At 69.1% G+C, this 16762-nt stretch carries 17 protein-coding genes and 1 tRNA gene; 5 read left to right on the top strand and 13 right to left on the bottom strand.

What is annotated here, in order from left to right:
- Positions 1-3: 3 nt before the first annotated feature.
- The 7 genes from P0R32_RS14020 to P0R32_RS13990 all read right to left on the bottom strand — a co-directional run bounded on the left by P0R32_RS14020 (position 4) and on the right by P0R32_RS13990 (position 9219).
- On the bottom strand, positions 4-906 hold the full coding sequence (locus tag P0R32_RS14020; RefSeq protein WP_276237648.1) for a mechanosensitive ion channel family protein: 903 nt from the start codon (positions 904-906) through the stop codon (positions 4-6).
- A 76-nt stretch (positions 907-982) separates the two neighbouring features.
- Positions 983-1408: a NusA-like transcription termination signal-binding factor gene (locus P0R32_RS14015; protein ID WP_276237647.1), complete on the bottom strand. Its 426-nt coding sequence runs from the start codon at positions 1406-1408 to the stop codon at positions 983-985.
- A gap of 2 nt (positions 1409-1410) precedes the next feature.
- Positions 1411-2649: a DNA-directed RNA polymerase subunit A'' gene (gene rpoA2 / locus P0R32_RS14010; RefSeq protein ID WP_276237646.1), complete on the bottom strand. Its 1239-nt coding sequence runs from the start codon at positions 2647-2649 to the stop codon at positions 1411-1413.
- Positions 2642-5593 (bottom strand): DNA-directed RNA polymerase subunit A', encoded by a 2952-nt coding sequence (locus P0R32_RS14005; protein ID WP_276237645.1) that lies wholly within the window; start codon positions 5591-5593, stop codon positions 2642-2644. Before P0R32_RS14005 ends, rpoA2 begins: the two co-directional genes overlap by 8 nt.
- Before the next feature lie 2 nt (positions 5594-5595).
- A complete protein-coding gene (gene rpoB / locus P0R32_RS14000) occupies positions 5596-7422 on the bottom strand; it encodes a DNA-directed RNA polymerase subunit B (RefSeq protein ID WP_390219199.1) in 1827 nt (608 codons plus the stop codon).
- A 4-nt stretch (positions 7423-7426) separates the two neighbouring features.
- Entirely contained in the window at positions 7427-8992 is a 1566-nt protein-coding gene (locus tag P0R32_RS13995; protein ID WP_276237644.1) for a DNA-directed RNA polymerase subunit B'', read from the bottom strand.
- The gene (locus tag P0R32_RS13990; RefSeq protein ID WP_276237643.1) at positions 8989-9219 is read right to left on the bottom strand and encodes a DNA-directed RNA polymerase subunit H; all 231 of its coding nucleotides are present in this window, start codon (positions 9217-9219) and stop codon (positions 8989-8991) included. The genes P0R32_RS13995 and P0R32_RS13990 overlap by 4 nt, the downstream gene beginning before the upstream one ends.
- A gap of 290 nt (positions 9220-9509) precedes the next feature.
- Here P0R32_RS13990 and P0R32_RS13985 point away from each other — a divergent pair.
- Positions 9510-9582, top strand: a tRNA-Asp gene (locus tag P0R32_RS13985).
- Positions 9583-9740: 158 nt separating this feature from the next.
- Positions 9741-10658 carry a GAF domain-containing protein gene (locus P0R32_RS13980; RefSeq protein WP_276237642.1) on the top strand — a complete coding sequence of 306 codons (918 nt, stop codon included), beginning with the start codon at positions 9741-9743 and terminating at the stop codon, positions 10656-10658.
- A gap of 20 nt (positions 10659-10678) precedes the next feature.
- On the opposite strand, the gene P0R32_RS13975 is transcribed toward P0R32_RS13980, so the two are convergent.
- Together P0R32_RS13975 and P0R32_RS13970 are read right to left on the bottom strand one after the other, a co-directional pair.
- A complete protein-coding gene (locus P0R32_RS13975; protein ID WP_276237641.1) occupies positions 10679-10816 on the bottom strand; it encodes a hypothetical protein in 138 nt (45 codons plus the stop codon).
- Positions 10817-10823: 7 nt separating this feature from the next.
- Positions 10824-11951 (bottom strand): ATP-binding protein, encoded by a 1128-nt coding sequence (locus P0R32_RS13970; RefSeq protein WP_276237640.1) that lies wholly within the window; start codon positions 11949-11951, stop codon positions 10824-10826.
- A 150-nt stretch (positions 11952-12101) separates the two neighbouring features.
- Here P0R32_RS13970 and P0R32_RS13965 point away from each other — a divergent pair, with 150 nt between their 5' ends.
- The gene (locus P0R32_RS13965; protein ID WP_390219516.1) at positions 12102-12566 is read left to right on the top strand and encodes a DUF7382 domain-containing protein; all 465 of its coding nucleotides are present in this window, start codon (positions 12102-12104) and stop codon (positions 12564-12566) included.
- 68 nt (positions 12567-12634) lie between these two features.
- On the opposite strand, the gene P0R32_RS13960 is transcribed toward P0R32_RS13965, so the two are convergent.
- Together P0R32_RS13960 and P0R32_RS13955 are read right to left on the bottom strand one after the other, a co-directional pair.
- A complete protein-coding gene (locus P0R32_RS13960; RefSeq protein ID WP_276237639.1) occupies positions 12635-12937 on the bottom strand; it encodes a HalOD1 output domain-containing protein in 303 nt (100 codons plus the stop codon).
- Positions 12934-13113, bottom strand: coding sequence for a hypothetical protein (locus P0R32_RS13955; RefSeq protein ID WP_276237638.1), 180 nt, complete (start codon positions 13111-13113; stop codon positions 12934-12936). Before P0R32_RS13955 ends, P0R32_RS13960 begins: the two co-directional genes overlap by 4 nt.
- Positions 13114-13345: 232 nt before the next feature.
- On the opposite strand from P0R32_RS13955, the gene P0R32_RS13950 reads away from it, so the two are divergent.
- On the top strand, positions 13346-14344 hold the full coding sequence (locus tag P0R32_RS13950; protein WP_276237637.1) for a ring-cleaving dioxygenase: 999 nt from the start codon (positions 13346-13348) through the stop codon (positions 14342-14344).
- Positions 14344-15015 (top strand): alpha/beta hydrolase, encoded by a 672-nt coding sequence (locus P0R32_RS13945; RefSeq protein ID WP_276237636.1) that lies wholly within the window; start codon positions 14344-14346, stop codon positions 15013-15015. Before P0R32_RS13950 ends, P0R32_RS13945 begins: the two co-directional genes overlap by 1 nt.
- Positions 15016-15043: 28 nt before the next feature.
- On the opposite strand, the gene P0R32_RS13940 is transcribed toward P0R32_RS13945, so the two are convergent.
- Both P0R32_RS13940 and paaK read right to left on the bottom strand, forming a co-directional pair.
- Positions 15044-15220: a hypothetical protein gene (locus tag P0R32_RS13940; protein ID WP_276237635.1), complete on the bottom strand. Its 177-nt coding sequence runs from the start codon at positions 15218-15220 to the stop codon at positions 15044-15046.
- Positions 15221-15390: 170 nt separating this feature from the next.
- Positions 15391-16680 carry a phenylacetate--CoA ligase PaaK gene (gene paaK, locus P0R32_RS13935; RefSeq protein ID WP_276237634.1) on the bottom strand — a complete coding sequence of 430 codons (1290 nt, stop codon included), beginning with the start codon at positions 16678-16680 and terminating at the stop codon, positions 15391-15393.
- Positions 16681-16762 lie beyond the last annotated feature (82 nt).

Raw genomic sequence — 16762 nt, 5'->3', positions numbered from 1 at the left:
GAATCAGTCGTCCTGCGGGCTGGCTCCCCCGCGGTCGTCGACGGTCACGTCGAGGTCTCCCGACAGCTCTCGGCCCGACGGTGGGCCCAGTGTGATCCCGGCGTCCGCGAACGCGTGGAGCACCCGGTCGCGAAAGCGCGAACGCATCCCCACGAGGTTGTCGCCCGCAGGGTCGTTCACGAGGAACTCCGCGCGGAGGGCGACGGTTCCCTCTCCGAGGTCTGCGACGCGGGCGACGGGCGCGGGGTCCGACAGCGTCCGCGGCTCCGCTTCGGCGGCCTCGACCAACAGCTCGCGCGCTCGGTCGACGTCGTCGTCGTACGCGAGGTGGACCGTCTCAGTGACGCGAAAGCGGTCGCGCCCGAACGGCCGGGTGATCGCGTTGCCCGTCAACTCCGTGTTGGGGACGGTGACCGTCTCGAAGTCGACCGTCCGGATCCGGGTGACGCGGAAGTCGACCGCCTCGACGGTACCCTCGCCGCCGGGCCACCGGATCCAGTCGCCGACGTTGAAGTCCGGGTCGGCGACGAGGAACAGGCCGCTGACGAGCGAGCCGAGCACGTCGCGCCCGGCGGTGCCGACGGCGAACGTGAGCGCGGCGATCAGAAGTGCGGAGTCGCTGAACACCGACCCGTAGCCGGCGGCGACGATTCCCGCCACGAGCGCGAGGCCCGCCAGCGTCACCGCGAGGTACGTCTCGGTCGCCGACTGGATGGTCGGGTTGTTGCGGTTGCGGGCTCTGACCGCCCTGACGGCCAGCGGGAACACCGTCGCCCGGGCCAGCAGGTACACGGTGAGCGTGACGCCGACGAACACCGCCACGTCGACGAGCTCGCCGCTGGAGTCCAACAGCGCCTCCGGGACCGGATCCGTCGGGAGCCCCGTCTGCGCGAGCGTGTCGATCACGCTCGCGTCGACTCGGGGGGCGAACAAGAGGATGGCGGCGAGGAGAGCGGGCGGCGAGGCGACCGGGCAGCGGCCCCTACGCCAACTGCACGTCGTCGATGTCGAAGTGGCGCTTCGCCAGCGTCCGCGCCGTCTCGATGTTGCGACCGCCGGCGCCGATGGCGACCCCGCGGTCGGCCTCGACGACCTCGACGTACGCGACGACGTCGTTCTGCCTGCTCACGGTCACGCCGCGCACCGCCGCCGGCGCGAGCGCGTTCGCGACGAACGCCTCGGGCGTGTCGGCGTCCTCGACCAACTCCACGTCCGCACCGAGTTGGTCTTCGACGCGGTCGACGGTCCGGCCACCCGGACCGATCGCGTCGGCCATCTCCCCCGCCGGAATGAGGAAGACGAGTCGGTCGCCGTCCTCGTCGACGAGGCAGTCCGTCGGCGCGACGCCGACGAGGTCGTCGAACGCCCCCATGTAGCGGCGCGCCTCGTCGCTGATCTCGACGCGCACCGTCAGTCGTCCGCCGACTTCGGGTCGGGCGCCGAGCCCATCCGCAGGTCGACGTCGCCGGTGCCGATGGCGACCGGCTTCCCGACGATGACGTTCTCGATGACGCCGTTGAGGTCGTCGGCCTCGCCGTGGATCGCCGCGTCGAGCAGGTGGTTCACCGTCACCTCGAACGCCGCCCGTGCGAGGACGGACTCCTTCGACCCGGAGATACCGTGGCGACCGATCGACTCGACGGTGCCGCGGTTCGTCATGATGTCCGAGACGAGCATCAGGTGGCGGATGTTCACGTCGTCGAGCCCCTGCTCTTCCAGCGTCTCCATCGTCTCGTTGATGATGGTCTCGCGGGCGGCCTCGATGCCGAGCGTGCGGTGGATCTCGTGGATGTTGTTACACGTCGTGCGCGAGGCGTCGACGCCCTCGATCTCTAGGGCGTCGGAGAACGCCGACCCCTCGGTGTAGAGGACGTACTCCTCTTCGCCGGAGTCGACCTCCTCCTTGCGGATGACGACGCGGGTGACCTCCTCGATCCCCTTGAACACGATGTCGCGGAGCTGTTCGACCAACTGGAGCAGCTGGCGGTAGCTCGGCTCGTCGGGGCCGAACTCGATGTTCGTGCCAGCGTGGCGCGTCGACACACCCAGCGAGTCCTCGATGATGTCGGCGACGATGCCGGCGACCTCGGTGGCGTCGTCGTAGGTCGGCCACCGCTCCAGCAGCGTCTCCTCGTTGAGGTCGACGCTCACGAGCATGTCTGCGACGTTCGTGGACACGTCGCCCAGCGCGAGGATCTTCGTCGCCTCCAACTGCCAGACGACCTCGTGGGCCTTCTCGCGGTCGGTGGCGTGCTCCTCGTCCAGGTGGACGATCATGATCGGCGTGTCCGGGGTCTTGCGGGCGTCCACCAGCTCGATGAGCCGGGGGAGGCCCTGCGTCACGTCCATCTCCGCGACGCCCGCGTAGTGGAACGTGTTCATCGTCATCTGCGTCCCCGGCTCCCCGATGGACTGCGCCGACACCGTCCCGACGGGGTCGAGCGGGTCGACACGCGTGTCGAGGTAGCGCGACTCGGCGGCCTGTGCGATCTCGTTGGCCTGCTCGGTCGTCACGCCGCCGCGAGCGTCGACGTTCTCGTAGATCTCGTCTTTGAGCCGCCGCGGGAGCTCCGTGTCCTCGACGACGAGCGCGATGTCCTCGGTGACCTCCTCGTGGCGGTCGACGAACTTGTCGACGCTCTCAGTCATCGCTCACCCCCACGCCGCCGGCCTTGTCCAGGCCGGGCCCGGCGTACTCCGAGAGGTTCGTCGGCGCCTCGCGGCGACCGAGGAACCGCTCTTTCTCCGCGTCGGAGCCGAACTCGGCGTCGACGATGCGGTCGGTGATGCTCTCGATGTCGATGGCGGACTCCTCGTTCGAGGAGACCTTCACCGGCGAGGTGCCGTCCTCGCCGAACTCGAACTGGACGATGGTGCCGGAGGTGTCCCGCACCGTGCCGTCGTACTGCGCCTCCAGTTCGGACAGGGCGTTGATGAGGCGACGCTGCAGGTACCCGGACTTCGAGGTACGGACTGCCGTGTCGACCAGCCCCTCGCGGCCACCCATCGCGTGGAAGAAGAACTCTTCCGGCGTCAGGCCGGAGCGGTAGGAGTTCTCCACGAACCCGTGGGCCTCCGCGGAGAGGTCGTCGGCCTCGTAGTGGGCGAGCGTGCGGTCCTCGTAACCGCGGTTGATGCGCTCGCCGCGCACTGCCTGCTGGCCGACGCAGCCGGTCATCTGGGTCAGGTTCAGCATCGACCCACGCGCGCCGGAGCGCGCCATGATGACGGCGGGGTTGTCGTCGGCGAAGTGGTCTTCGGCGATCTCACCCGCGGAGTCGCGGGCCTTGCCGAGCGTCTGCATGATCTTCATCTCCAGCGTCTCGTCGATGGTCCGCCCGGGCAGGCTCTCCAGGTCGCCTGCCTCGTACGTCTCGATGAGTTCCTGGACGCGCTCGTACGCAGAGTCGATCGCCTCGTCGACCTGCTCGGTCGCCTCCGGCGGGATGGACTCGTCGTCGATACCGAGCGAGAACCCGAAGTGCATGATGGCGCGCATCGCCAGCGACGCCACCTCGTTGATGAACACGCGAGCGCGCGTCTCGGAGTACACCTTCGTGAGCGTGTCGACGACCTCGCCGCCGAACGCGCCGACGGCGTCCTCGTCGATGGTGCCCTCGATCAGTTGGCCGTTCTCGATGACGACGGTGTCACCAGACGACGACGTGAACTCGAGGTTCAGGTCGTCGGGCAGCAGCTCCGAGAACACGGTCTGGCCGGTCCAGATCTCCTGGCCAGCCTCGTTCGTGCCGTCCGCCTCGGGCAGTTCGTCGACCGACGTCGCACGGAGCAGGTCCAGCGCCTGCGTCTCCGTGAACTCGGGGTTCTCGTGAGTCAGCAGGTACGTGCCCGAGATGTGGTCCTGGATGGCGCCGATGATGTTCTCACCGAAGCGCGGGCTCAGGATCTGCTCTTGCACGCGCATGAGGACGCGCGCCTCCGCGCGGGCCTCCTCGTTTTGGAGCGCGTGCATGTTCATCTCGTCGCCGTCGAAGTCTGCGTTGTACGGCGGGCAGACGACGGTGTTGAGCCGGAACGTCTTGTACGGCATGACCACGACCTCGTGGGCCATGATCGACATCCGGTGCAGCGAGGGCTGCCGGTTGAAGATCACGATGTCGCCGTCGACGAGGTGGCGGTTGACCTCCCAGCCGGGTTCGACCTTCTCGGCCAGTTCCTCGCAGTTCTTCTCGGTCACCTTCAGCCGGCGGCCGTCGGGCCGCTTGACGTAGTTGGCGCCGGGGTGGGCCTCGGGCCCGTTGCGGACGTACTGGCGAGCGCGGTCGATGTTGCGCTCGGAGACGTTCATCGTCTGGGTCATCTCCTCGGCGACGCGTTCGGGGACGCCGACCTCGTTCAGCGAGAGGGTCGGGTCCGGCGAGATGACGGTACGCGCGGAGAAGTTGACACGCTTCCCGGACAGGGAGCCGCGGAAGCGACCCTCCTTGCCCTTGAGGCGCTGGCTCAGGGTCTTGAGTGGGCGACCGGAGCGGTGGCGCGCGGGCGGCGTGCCCGAAATCTCGTTGTCGATGAAGGTGGTGACGTGGTACTGGAGCAGCTCCCACAGGTCCTCGATGATGAGCTGCGGCGCACCCGCCTCACGGTTCTCCATGAACCGCTGGTTGATGCGGATGATGTCGACCAGCTTGTGGGTCAGGTCGTCCTCGGAGCGCTGACCGTTGTCCAGCGTGATCGAGGGACGCGTCGTGACCGGCGGCACCGGCAGCACGGTCAGGATCATCCACTCGGGGCGGGACTTCTGCGGGTGGATGCCGAGCGGTTCGAGGTCCTCGTCCGGGATGTCCTCGAACCAGTCGCGGATGTCGCTCGGCATCAGCTTGTTCATGTCCTCGACGGTGAGGTCGATGTCGAGCGCCTTCTCCAGCGCCTTGCGGTCCTCCTTGCGCGGGCGGAACTCGCCCGAGAGGATGTCGTTGATCTTGTCGAGGGCGATGCCCGTCTCGTCGGCCAGGTCCATCGGCGAGACGGCCTCGCTCTCGTCGACCTCCTCCTCGTCGTCCTCGGGCTCGTCGGGCTGCATCGCACGGGCGATGAGCTCCGAGTAGTCGCCCGAGAGCACGTCCTGCACCTCGTAGTAGGTGGTCGGCTTCTCGTGTTTGATGTCCGCCTGCGGCTCGCCGCAGTGCGGGCAGTTGTTGGCCTTGCGGGCCTGCCGGACCGCCGACTTCAGCACGTCCGTCGGGTCGCCGCCCAGATCCTTCGTGCGGACGAGCTTCTCTTTGTACTCCTCCTTCTCCTCGGCGGTGAGCGCGAGTCGACCGCAGTTGCGGCACGTCGAGCGCAGCAGCCGCCGGATGAGCTTCGTGAACCCGACGTGGATGACGGGCGCCGCCAGCTCGATGTGGCCGAAGTGGCCGTTACACGACCCGGAGTGCTTGCCGCAGGTGCGGCACTCCAGCCCGGGGTCGATGACGCCCAGGCGCGGGTCCATCAGCCCCATGTCGATGGGGTAGCCGTCGTCGTCGTAGGTGTCCGCGGTGATCACCTTCGTCGCGGACATGTCCCGATACGTCTCCGGGTCCATGAGCCCGAAGTTGATGCCGCCGATCTCTTTGGGTGTCTGGCCTGCCATAGTTAGACTGCGTCCTCAAGTTCGAGGGTCGGTCGAATGCCGAGCGCCTTCATCTCGTCGAGCAGCAGCTTGAACGCGTAGCTGATCTCGATCTCGTGGATGTCGTCCTCGTCGCCCGTGATCGGGTCGTAGATCCGACGCTGCTCCACGTCCTCAACCGCGACCATCCCCGTCTCCTCGGAGATGTACACCTTCTCCTTGTCCGAGGAGTCGAGCAGGCGCTCCTTCAGCGCCATCGCGGCGCCGTGCCCGATGAGCACCTCGCGCTCCATCTCCCCGACACGGAGGCCACCCTCGCGGGCACGCCCCTCGGTCGGCTGGCGGGTGAGCACCTGCACCGGCCCGCGCGAGCGGGCGTGCAGCTTGTTGCTCACCATGTGGTACAGCTTGTGGTAGAAGATGGTCCCGACGAAGATCTCCGCCTCGATCTTCTCGCCGGTGACGCCCGAGTACATGACCTCCTTCCCGGAGGACTTGTACCCGTGCTCCTCCAGCGACGAGCGGAGTTCGTCCTCGTTCTCGCCCTGGAACGCCGTCCCGTCGACGCGGCGGCCCTCCAGCGAGCCGACCTTGCCGCCGAGCATCTCCAGCACGTGGCCCACCGTCATCCGCGACGGCAGCGCGTGCGGGTTGAGCACCAGGTCGGGCACCAGGCCGTCCTCGGTGAACGGCATGTCCTCCTGCGGGGCCAGGTGGCCCACGACGCCCTTCTGGCCGTGGCGCGACGCGAACTTGTCCCCGAGTTCGGGGATCCGCTGGTCGCGCACGGACACCTTCGACAGCTTGGAGCCGTCCTCGCCCTCCATCAGCGTGACCGTGTCGACGACGCCGGACTCCCCGGACCGCATCGTCACACTGGTCTCACGCCGCTTCTGGGGCGAGAGGCCGCCCATGTCGTCCGGCTCCTCGAGGAACCGGGGCGGGCTGGTCTTCCCGAGCAGGACGGAGTTTTCGTCCACCTTCGTCTCGGGGTTGACGAGGCCGTCCTCGTCGAGGTGGGTGTACGCGTCCTCCCCGCGTGCGCCGCGCACGTCCTGCGACGGAATCTCGAAGCGGTCCTCCTGGCCGCCGGGGTAGCGGCGCTCCTCGCCCTCGTAGGTGCGGAAGAAGTGCGAGCGCGACATCGCGCGGTCGACGCTCCCCTTGTTCATGACGAGCGCGTCCTCGATGTTGAACCCCTCGTAGGACATGACCGCGACGACGAAGTTCTGCGCCGCCGGTCGCTCGTCGAACCCGATCTGCTCGGTGGTCTGCGTCTTCACCATCGACAGCTGCGGGTAGTGCAGGAGGTGCTGACGCGTGTCGGGCCGGATGCGGTAGTTGGCCGACGGCAGCCCGAGCGACTGCTTCATCATCCCCGCGCCCATCGTAATGCGGGGCGAGGCGTTGTGCTCGGGGTACGGGATCATCCCCGCACCGATCCCGAAGATGAGCTGCGGGTCGATCTCCAGGTGGGTGGTGCGGGAGTTGACGTCCTCCTCGTCGGTGGCGACGTAGATGTCCTCCTCCTCCTCGGCGTCGATGAACTCGACGATGCCGTGGTCGACGAGGTCCTCGAACTCGATCTCGTCGTTCTCGAGCGCGTCGATCGTCTCGTCGTCGAGGAGCGGCTCCCCGTTCTCCACGACGATGAGGGGCCGGCGCGCGCGGCCGGCGTCGGCGTTGACGATGACCTCGTTCGTGCGGTCTTTGACCGAGACGTTCACCATGTCGGAGACGTCGCCGCGGCGGCGCGCCTCGCGGATCTGTGCGGCGAGCTGGTTCGGGTCCGGGTGGGTCCCGACCAGGCTCCCGTTGACGTAGACTTTCGCTTCTCGTGTGCTTGCCATGATATCAGTCGTCCGCGGATGCGCGGTCAACGCCCTCGATGCCGGGGATGCCCTCGACACCCATGGACGCGAGTTCTCGCTTCAGTCCCTGTTCGTCCTCGATGTTCTGGGAGAGCTCCATCGCCTGCGCGAAGTTCTTCACCAGTCCACAGTTCGGGCCCTCGGGGGTCTCCGAGGGGCAGATGCGACCCCACTGGGTCGCGTGCAGGTCACGCGCCTCGAAGTGAGGCTGCGACCGGCTCAGCGGCGAGCGCAGGCGGCGCAGGTGCGACAGGACGCCCATGTAGTCCGTCCGGTCGACGAGCTGGGAGACGCCAGAGCGGCCGCCCACCCAGTTCCCCGTCGCGATGGGGTGCTCGAGGCGCTCGGTCAGCACGTCGGAGCGGACCACCGTGTTGACGGTGAGCTGCCGGTTGCGCATGTTCGCGCGCTCGAGCTGGTACTTCACGTCACGCGCCAGCTTGTTGAGCGCCGTCCGGAACAGGTCCGTCATCAGGTCGCCGGAGACCTTGAGGCGCTTGTTGGCGTAGTGGTCCTTGTCGTCGGACTCGCGGCGCTGGAGCGCGAGTTCGAAGCACGCCTCCGCCATCCGGCAGAGGTAGTACGCCTTGTTGATGCGGACGTCCTCCTCGTCGACGCCCTCCTCGTGGAGGTGCGGCAGGAGGTAGCGGTCGATGACGTAGTTCGCCCGCTTCAGCTGGTAGTTCTTCCCCTGGCCGGAGGCGACGCGCTCGCCGAGGGTCTCGATGGCCTCCTCCTCGGTCTGCACGCTGGCCTCCTCCAGGTTCTCCAGCATGAACTTGACAATCTCCGGGTCGTCGGAGACGCGGTGGACGATCTCCTCGTCGGACTCCAGCCCGAGCGCACGCACGAGCGTGACGAAGTCGACGGAGCCGGACACCGAGGGGAAGCTCACTTCGAGCAGTCCCTCGCGGTTGCGCTCACAGAGGACGAGCGCGCGGTAGCCACGGCGCTGGGAGAACGTCTTGGCGACCTGAATCTCGTCGCCGTACTTCGAGTCGTACTCGGCGAGGATCTTGTTCGGTGCGAGGTCCTCGCTCGTCATGAGCACGCGCTCGGAGCCGTTGACGATGAAGTAGCCGCCGGGGTCGACGGGGTCCTCGCCGATCTCGACGAGTTCCTGGTCGGAGAAGCCGGAGATGTTGCACTTGTTGGAGCCGACCATGATCGGCATCCGGCCGACCTTCGTCTCGGTCTGGTCGACGACGGTCTCGGGCTCGTCCTCGCCGCCGCGGATGATCTTCATCTCCATGAAGACCGGCGCGGCGTACGTGATGTTGCGGAGGCGGGCCTCCTGCGGGTACAGCAGTTCCTCGGAGCCGTCGGCCTCGCGGACGCGCGGGGTCGTCATCCGCACGTCGCCGAGTTCGACGTAGACGGGCTCTTGGCCCTCCTTGTCGCCGATGTCCGTCTCGATCGTCTCCTTCTCGTCGACCACGCGCTGCATGCCGCGGTCGAGGAAGTTGTTGAACGAGCGGAAGTGGTGCTCCGCGAGCCGCTCTTGGGAGAAGTACTCCCGCGAGACGGCGCGTCGCGCTTCTCGGTTCATTCTACCACCAGGCGGTAGACGACCGCCGTATCGGTGGTTCGCGAGTCCCGCTCGATGCGGATCACGTCGCCCGGCTCGGCGTCGTCCGGAAGCGCCGGGTCGATCCGCTTGATCTTGGGGAGATCGGTTCGTTTGACGTTGTACTCCTCGAGCACCTCCTCGACGTCGTCGTCGTCGTCGAGGAGAGTGTGATCGGGTACGAGTTCGTGTTCGCTTACGTTTACCATGGCTTGGTGGGGTTCGTGGTCGCGCGCGGCCGTGTTCGGTGGGGAGAAGTCTTCACGAGATACTACGGCGGTCTATTCGACCCGTCCACATAACGCTTGTCAAACGACGTGGGTACCGGCGGCTGGTCACCGCATCGCCTGCACGTTCCCATCGTACGTGGCCATCGTGATGAACGTTGCGGCGCACGGTATCGCGGGACACGGCGCCGTCGGATGAGAAGTCTTAATTATCTACCCGGCTTCGGATGAGATGCGCAGAGGTGAGGTGGAAACCCACCGACGCGATGCACGCCCGGATGGTGTAGTGGCCCATCATACGACCCTGTCACGGTCGTGACGCGGGTTCAAATCCCGCTCCGGGCGCTTTCTCGAATCTCAACGTCCACAGCCGGTTGGCTGTGTAGCCGTCGTGCGACCTACTTCGCCGTCGCGTCGCCGCTACAGACCGCGTGTGCAGTTTCGCCGCCGCCACCGACGACGGCCAACAACCTCTTACGTTACGGTGGTCCTCGCAGAGATAGATGACTGCCCACCGGCTGCTCCACGTCGACGCCGACACCGACCGCCGAGGAGCGGTCGCCGACCGGCTCGACGCGGACGGCCGGTTCGTCGTCGACCCCGAGTTCAGCGGGGGCACGGCGGCCGACACGCTCGGTCACGAGTCGTACGACGCGCTGGTGGTGGGCCACCCGCTCCCCGACGACACCGACGAGTTCGTGCGGCGCGTGCGCGGCGGCTACCCCGACCTACCGATCGTCACCTACGGCGAGGAGACGGCGTTCGACGCCGACACGACCCGACGACTGTTTCGCGCGGGCGTCACCGACCACCTCCCCATCGGTGACGACGAGGCGTACGCGGTCCTCGTCGACCGCCTCGACGGCGCCGTCGAGGCGTTCCACGACCGGCAACGCACGCGGGAGAGCGCGGCGACGCTGCGTCGGTTGAGCGACGCCATCGCCGACGCCCCCGAGAGCCTGGACGGGTCGATCGACGACGTGTTGGGTGCGGTTCGCGACACGTACGAGGTCGACTACGCCGGCCTGGCGCGGATCGTCGACGACGAGTTCCGCTTCGTCGCCGGCCGAGGGGTCCCGGACCTGCGTCGGGAGTTGTCGGAGACGGTCCCGTTGGAGGAGACGTACTGCGCGACCATCGTCGAGGAGGGGCGGACCGTCGCGTCGAACGCCGACGGTGGGATGGCCGACCGCGGTCGCCCGCTCATCGGGCAGCGACTCGGACTGGAGTGTTACCTGGGGACACCGGTGTACGTCGACGACGAACTGTTCGGGACGCTGTGTGTGGTGGATCGGTCCCGCCGGCAGGGGTTCGCTGCGTGGGAGCGCGAGGGGATCGAACTCGTCGCGCGTTGGATCGCCCGCGAACTCGAACACGACCGCGAGAAGGCGCGACTCCGGGCGGCGCTCGACGATCGGTAGGACGCGACCGCCGTCGCCTCTCAGGTGACGACGAGCACGAGTCCGACGAGGAACCCCGTCGCCATCAACAGCAGCAACACGACGAACACGCCGAGCACCGGCTTCTCCACCGCGCCCGCGACCAGTCGCTCGCGGATCGTACGGTCGTCGCCGTTCACGGCCGCCTCACGTCCATGGCCGCGATTGGGTACCCGCGGGGTTAACCCCTTCACTCGTCTCGCGTCCGTCGCCGTCCGCCGTCGCGTCCACTCGACTCGCCCGCGCGCTCGCGCCGCCGTCGGTCGTCCACCGCTCGCGGACGGCGACCGTCGTCGCCGTCTCGGTGGCGTCGTCGACGACCAGCGCCTCGCCCACGCCCGTCGGGAGTCGCGACCGGAGGTCGTCGGCCAGCGGCTTGGGTCGGGCGTCTCGAAGCGCCTCCACGTCCGCCCGCCCACGCAGGCGGTGGGCGAGCAGGAGGTCCGCCTGCGAGACGGCGACCGCCGGGAGCGCGGCGGGGCGCTGGGTCGCACAGACGAGCGACACGCCCGGCGCGCGACCGCGCGTGAGGAGCGTCTCCAGCGCGCCGCCGGCGACGCCGTCGAAGACGGCGTGGGCCTCGTCGACGAACAGCCACGGCAGGCGCGACACGTCCTCCGCGACGCGCGCCTCGTACAGCGACCGGGCGACCGCCGCGGAGACGGCGTCGAGAGCGGTGGGGGACAATCCCGAGCAGTCGAGCACGGTCACGTCCCCGCCCGTCAGGTCCGCCGGCGTCAGCCCCGCCGGATCGAACACGTCCCATCGCTGTGCCAGCGCGAGGTGGGCGTCGGCGGCCCGGCGCGTCGCGCGCTCGGCGTCCGCGTCCGCGACGGCGTCGCGTGCGGCCGCCAGCGTCGCTCCGTCGCGCTCGGCGACCGCCCGCCACACGAGCGAACCGACTGGCCCGGCGGGATCGAGGTCGAGCAGCGCGGGCCACGCGGCCGCCGCGACCGCGTCCGGGCGGACCCGCGGCCGACGGTGGACGCTCCCGCCGCACTCGGCGAGGCCGCCGAGGACGCCCATCGGGTCGATGACGACCGGTGCGACTCCCGGCGTGGCCGCGACTCCCTCGGCAACCACCGCGAGCGTGTGGGTCTTTCCGCTCCCCCGCTTGCCGACGATCAGCGCCGCGTGCGGTCGGTCGAGGTCGACAGCGACCCGCGCACCGGCGCTCCCGTCGCCGGCGCGGAACCGACCGAGTGGCGCGCGGTACGCCTGTCCACACCCCTCGGGAGTGTCGGGACCGTCGCCGTCTCTGCCGATGACGTGCACGGGGCGCATGGTCACCGTCTCGGTGAAGAACCCTCGGACGAGCCTTGAAGGGCGAAGCCGGGACCACCCGCGACCGTGTCCACCGAGACAACCGACACGACTGGCTCGCGACGCACGGACGGCGACGCGGTCGCCGCCCGTCTCCGAACGGTGCTGGCGACCGAACGCCGGCGGCTGGCCGACCTCCGGCGCGACGAGCGAGCGATCGAGGGTCTCCCAGTCCGACTCGTCATCGCGCTTGTCGTCGGCGTCGCCAGCCTGAGCGTGATGCTCAACATGGTCAGCGGGGTCCAGGGCCTCGCGGTCACGGAACTCGACGTCCGCCCCGAACCGGAGGTGACGACGCCGGGCGAACAGGACCTGACGCTGACGGTCGTCGGCCCGGACGGCCAACCGGTCGCCGGCGCGACGGTCGTCGTCTCCGGGGGGAGCGCGCACCTCGACGGCGTCGCGACTGCCAGAAGCGACGCCGACGGGTCGGCGACCGTCTCCGTCGCCCCGTCACTCGGGCCGAACCGCGAACAGGGGACGCTCTCGGTGTCGATCAAGCCGCCGGCGGGCGGACAGTACGCCGACCGACGCGGGAACACGCGGATCCTCGTCGTCGCCGAGTGAGGAACGACACCCTCGCGGGCGGGGGGTGACGGGGCGGTCCGATGACGAGTCGGGCGGTGTCGGTGGGGCTACTCTGCTTCCACCGGCACCACGGTGATGCGTCCCTCGCTCAGGACGCGGATCCGGTGGTCGAGGTAGGTGAACTCGACGAGCGTGTCGTCGCTGTGACTCGAACAGATCTGGTCGAGTGCGTCGGGGTCGACCACCTCGAACAGCGGCGCGTGCCGGTTGGGCGCTTCTCGGCGGATGGCCGCGGTGGTCTCGATGACGGCGATGCTGGCGTCGATTTCCCGCGGGTCGAACGTCGCGGTGTACTCGCCGGTGTCGGGGTCGTGCTCGATGGACACCTCCTCCCACGGGTCGCCGCTCACTGTCTCACCCCGGCGCCCGACGCCCTGTCTCCCCCAGTCGTGGCTCCCGTCGAGTCCGCGAGGCCGCACGTCGCGACCGCCGCACCGGTCACGTCGCGTGTGTCGGCGTGGCTCGTCCACTCGCTCGGCGTCACCGAGTGGTCGAGGTCGTCGCGGTCGATGCCGTCGCGATGCATAGGAGAGTTGTCGGCGGAGCCGTGGTTTACTCTTTCGCAACAATCGCCTGCCGTGAGAGACGAAAATGCAACGACCAAAGACGATGACTCAACGAACGTCGGCTGCTTCGAGAACTGTCCAGCGGGGTCGTCACAAGGGCTGCAGCGGTGACCGACCAGCCGCGTCGTCTCGACGGTGGGCCGCCGCCGCCGGGGACGCTAACACGACCGAGCACCAAGTGCCGGCGTCCGAATGCTCACCGACGTCCCAGGGATCCACCACGTCACGACGATGGTCGGCGACGCGCAGGCGAACATCGACTTCTACGTCGGGACGCTCGGCGTGCGCCTCGTCAAGCGGACCGTCAACCACGAGGACGTGCTCCGATACCACCTGTACTACGGCAACGGCGCGGGCGACCTCGGCACCGTCTACACCTGCTTCCCGTACCCGAACGAGCCACCGGGGCGGCGGGGGAAGCCCCAGATCACCGCCGCCGCCTTCGCCGTGCCGGAGGGCTCGCTCGGCTACTGGCGCGACCGCCTCGCCGCGCACGGCGTCGACACCGAGACGGTCGACCGGTTCGACGAGACCGCGCTCCGCTTCGAGGACCCCGCGGGGACTCGCCTGGAACTCGTCGCCGCCGATCAGCCGGTCGAGCCGTGGCGCGAGGGCCCGGTGCCCGACCACGCCGCGATCCGCGGCCTCCACGGCGTCACGGCGCTCCCGACGAACCCCTTTGCGACCGCGAGCGTCCTCGACACGCTCGGCCTATCGTACGAGGGCGAGGCGGGTGACCGGGTCCGCTACCGCGCCGGCGGCGACCACGCGACCGTCGTCGACCTCCTCGACCGCGACGCCGCCTACGCTCGCGAGGGGGTTGGCAGCGTCCACCACGTCGCCCTCCGGGTGCCCGACGAGGCGCAGTTGCGCGAGTGGCACGACCTGTTCCGCGAGCGCGACATCGACGTGTCGCGCATCCGCGACAGACACTACTACAAGGCAATCTACGTGCGCGAACCGGGTGGGATCCTGATCGAACTGTCGACGGAAGGGCCGGGGTTCGCCATCGACGAGGCCCCCGAGACCGCGGGCGAGTCGCTCGTGCTCCCGCCGTGGGCCGAGGAGGACCGCGAGATGATCGAGGGGCAGTTGCCGCCGCTGACACTCCCGGACACCGCTGGGGACGGGGGCGACGAGAGCGACGGTGGCGACGACGACGGGGGCCACGACACCCCGCACGAGCGCTGATGTTCGGCGACGGAACGCTCCCGGCCGACCTCCCCGGCCCGCATGCGGGTCGCCCCGTCGTGACCGCGGGTGCGCCACGCGGTGCCGCGCGGGCCGCGGTGGTCGCGCTCCACGGTCGCGGCGCGACGGCACAGGGCGTGATCAACCTCCTCGACCCGTTGGCGCGTCACGGCGTGGCGTTCGTCGCCCCCGCCGCCGACCGCGGGCGGTGGTACCCGTACGCCGGCGACGAACCGCGCGAGCGCAACGAGTCCCACCTCGAGTCGGCGCTGGCGGTCGTGGACAGTCTCCTGACGGAGACGCGGACGACGCTCTCGCTGCCACCGGAGGCCGTGGTTCTCGTCGGCTTCTCACAGGGGGCGTCGGTCGCCGCCGAGTACGCGGTCGACCGCGGCGGCGCCCACCCGCTCGCGGTGCTCAGCGGGAGTCTCCTCGGACCGACGGTCGACGCCGAGGGGCTCACGGGCGACCTCGCCGGGACGCCGGCGCTGGTGGCGGGTGGCGCAGCAGACGACCGGGTGCCGCCCGACCGGGTGCGCGCGACGGCGGCGGTGCTGGGCGCGCTGGGTGCCGACGTGACCGAGCGCCTGTACGACGGTGTCGGTCACGAGGTCACTGCCGACGAGTTCGCGTGGCTGAACCGACTACTGGCGGATCTCGTCGACGGGTGAGAACGGGAGGACTGGCGACCGCGGAGGGTTATCGCATCGCTTCGAGCGAGTGGACCGTGTCGGACATGAGGTAGGCCTCCGGACAGTGGTCGTCACAGATCTCGAGGGCGTCGAATGTCTCCCGTCCGTTGTCGAGGGTGATCCGATAGGCGTGGCTGGAGACGGAGGTGGTCCGGTCGACGGGGTCGACGTCTGTACGCGTCACACCAACGATTCCAGTCGAGCGGGTATAACTGGCGCGATCCAAGCGTACAGGCCCGAACGCGCCGCTTTCTGGCGATCGTAGAATCGGCGAATTTCGCCGACTGGCTCTCGTCTGGCGATCCCGCCGTTGCCCGGCGTCCCCCGGGTACTGTCACGATGCGGCCCGGTAGATCACTCCCGGTGGTCGAACACGCGCTTCACCTTCCCCGTCTCGGTGCGCTCGACGCCGCCGGGGTCGACCACCCGAACCTCGTCCGGCGTCAGGCCGACGACGTTGCGGACTCGGTCTGCGATCCGCCCACCCAGCGTCGAGGGGTCGACCGCGGCATCGTCCCGGCGTTCGACGGTGAGTTCGAACGTGTCGAGCGCCCCGTCGCGTCGGAGGTCGATGCGGTAGAAGGGGGCGACGGCGTCGAACTCGAGCACCACGTCCTCGATCTGACTCGGGTACAGGTTCACCCCGCGCACGATGATCAGGTCGTCCGCCCGCCCGGTGACATTGTCCATGCGCACCATCGTCCGCCCGCAGTCACACTGCTCGGTGGTGAGCGTCGTGAGGTCGCCCGTCCGGTAGCGCAGGACGGGCACCGCCTCCTTCGTCAGCGTCGTGAGCACGAGTTCGCCCTCCTCGCCCTCGGGGAGTGGCTCTCCGGTGTCGGGGTCGACGACCTCCGGGTGGAAGTGGTCCTCCCAGATGTGCAGGCCGTCCTGTGCGGTGACGCACTCGTTGGAGACGCCCGGCCCGATGATCTCCGAGAGGCCGTAGATGTCGACCGCGGTGACGCCGAGGCGCTCCTCGATCTCTTCGCGCATCGGATCGGTGCACGGTTCGGCGCCGACGATCACCGTCGACAGCGGGAGCTCGCGCACGTCGACGCCGCGCTCGACGGCGCGCTCGGCCAGGTACAGCGAGTACGACGGCGTGCACGTCAGCGCGTCCGACTCGAGGTCCCGGAGGAGGTCGATCTGCCGGTCCGTCTGGCCGCCGCCGATGGGGATAACCGTCGCCCCGAGTTCCTCGACGCCGCCGTGGACGCCGAGGCCGCCCGTGAACAGCCCGTAGCCGTAGGCGTTCTGCACGGTGTCGCCCGGTTCGACGCCGGCGGCGGTCAGCGACCGGGCCACCACCTCCCGCCACACCGCGAGGTCGCCGTCGGTGTACCCGACCACCTTCGGTTTCCCCGTGGTGCCGGACGAGGCGTGGATCCGACGGACCTCGTCGTCCGGTACCGCGAACAGCCCGCGCGGGTACTCCGCGCGGAAGTCCTCCTTCGTCGTCATCGGGAGCCGGGTCACGTCGTCGATGCGCTCGATGTCGTCGGGGTGGACGCCAGCCTCGTCGAGTCGCTCGCGGTAGAACGGCACGCGGTCGTACGCCCGGCGGACGGTGTCGCGGAGGCGCTCGCCTTTCAGCGCCCGGAGTTCCTCGCGGCTCGCCGTCTCGACCTCGTTCCACGTCATCGTGTCACACGACGCGAACGGGGATCAAAGCAGTACCGCCGGTTCCCGGTCGGTGCTGGCGGCGGGCGGGGGCCACGGCGGC

The sequence above is a fragment of the Halobaculum marinum genome (genome assembly GCF_029338555.1).
GTDB classification, from domain to species: domain Archaea; phylum Halobacteriota; class Halobacteria; order Halobacteriales; family Haloferacaceae; genus Halobaculum; species Halobaculum marinum.
This window is presented reverse-complemented; position numbering and strand designations above follow the sequence as displayed.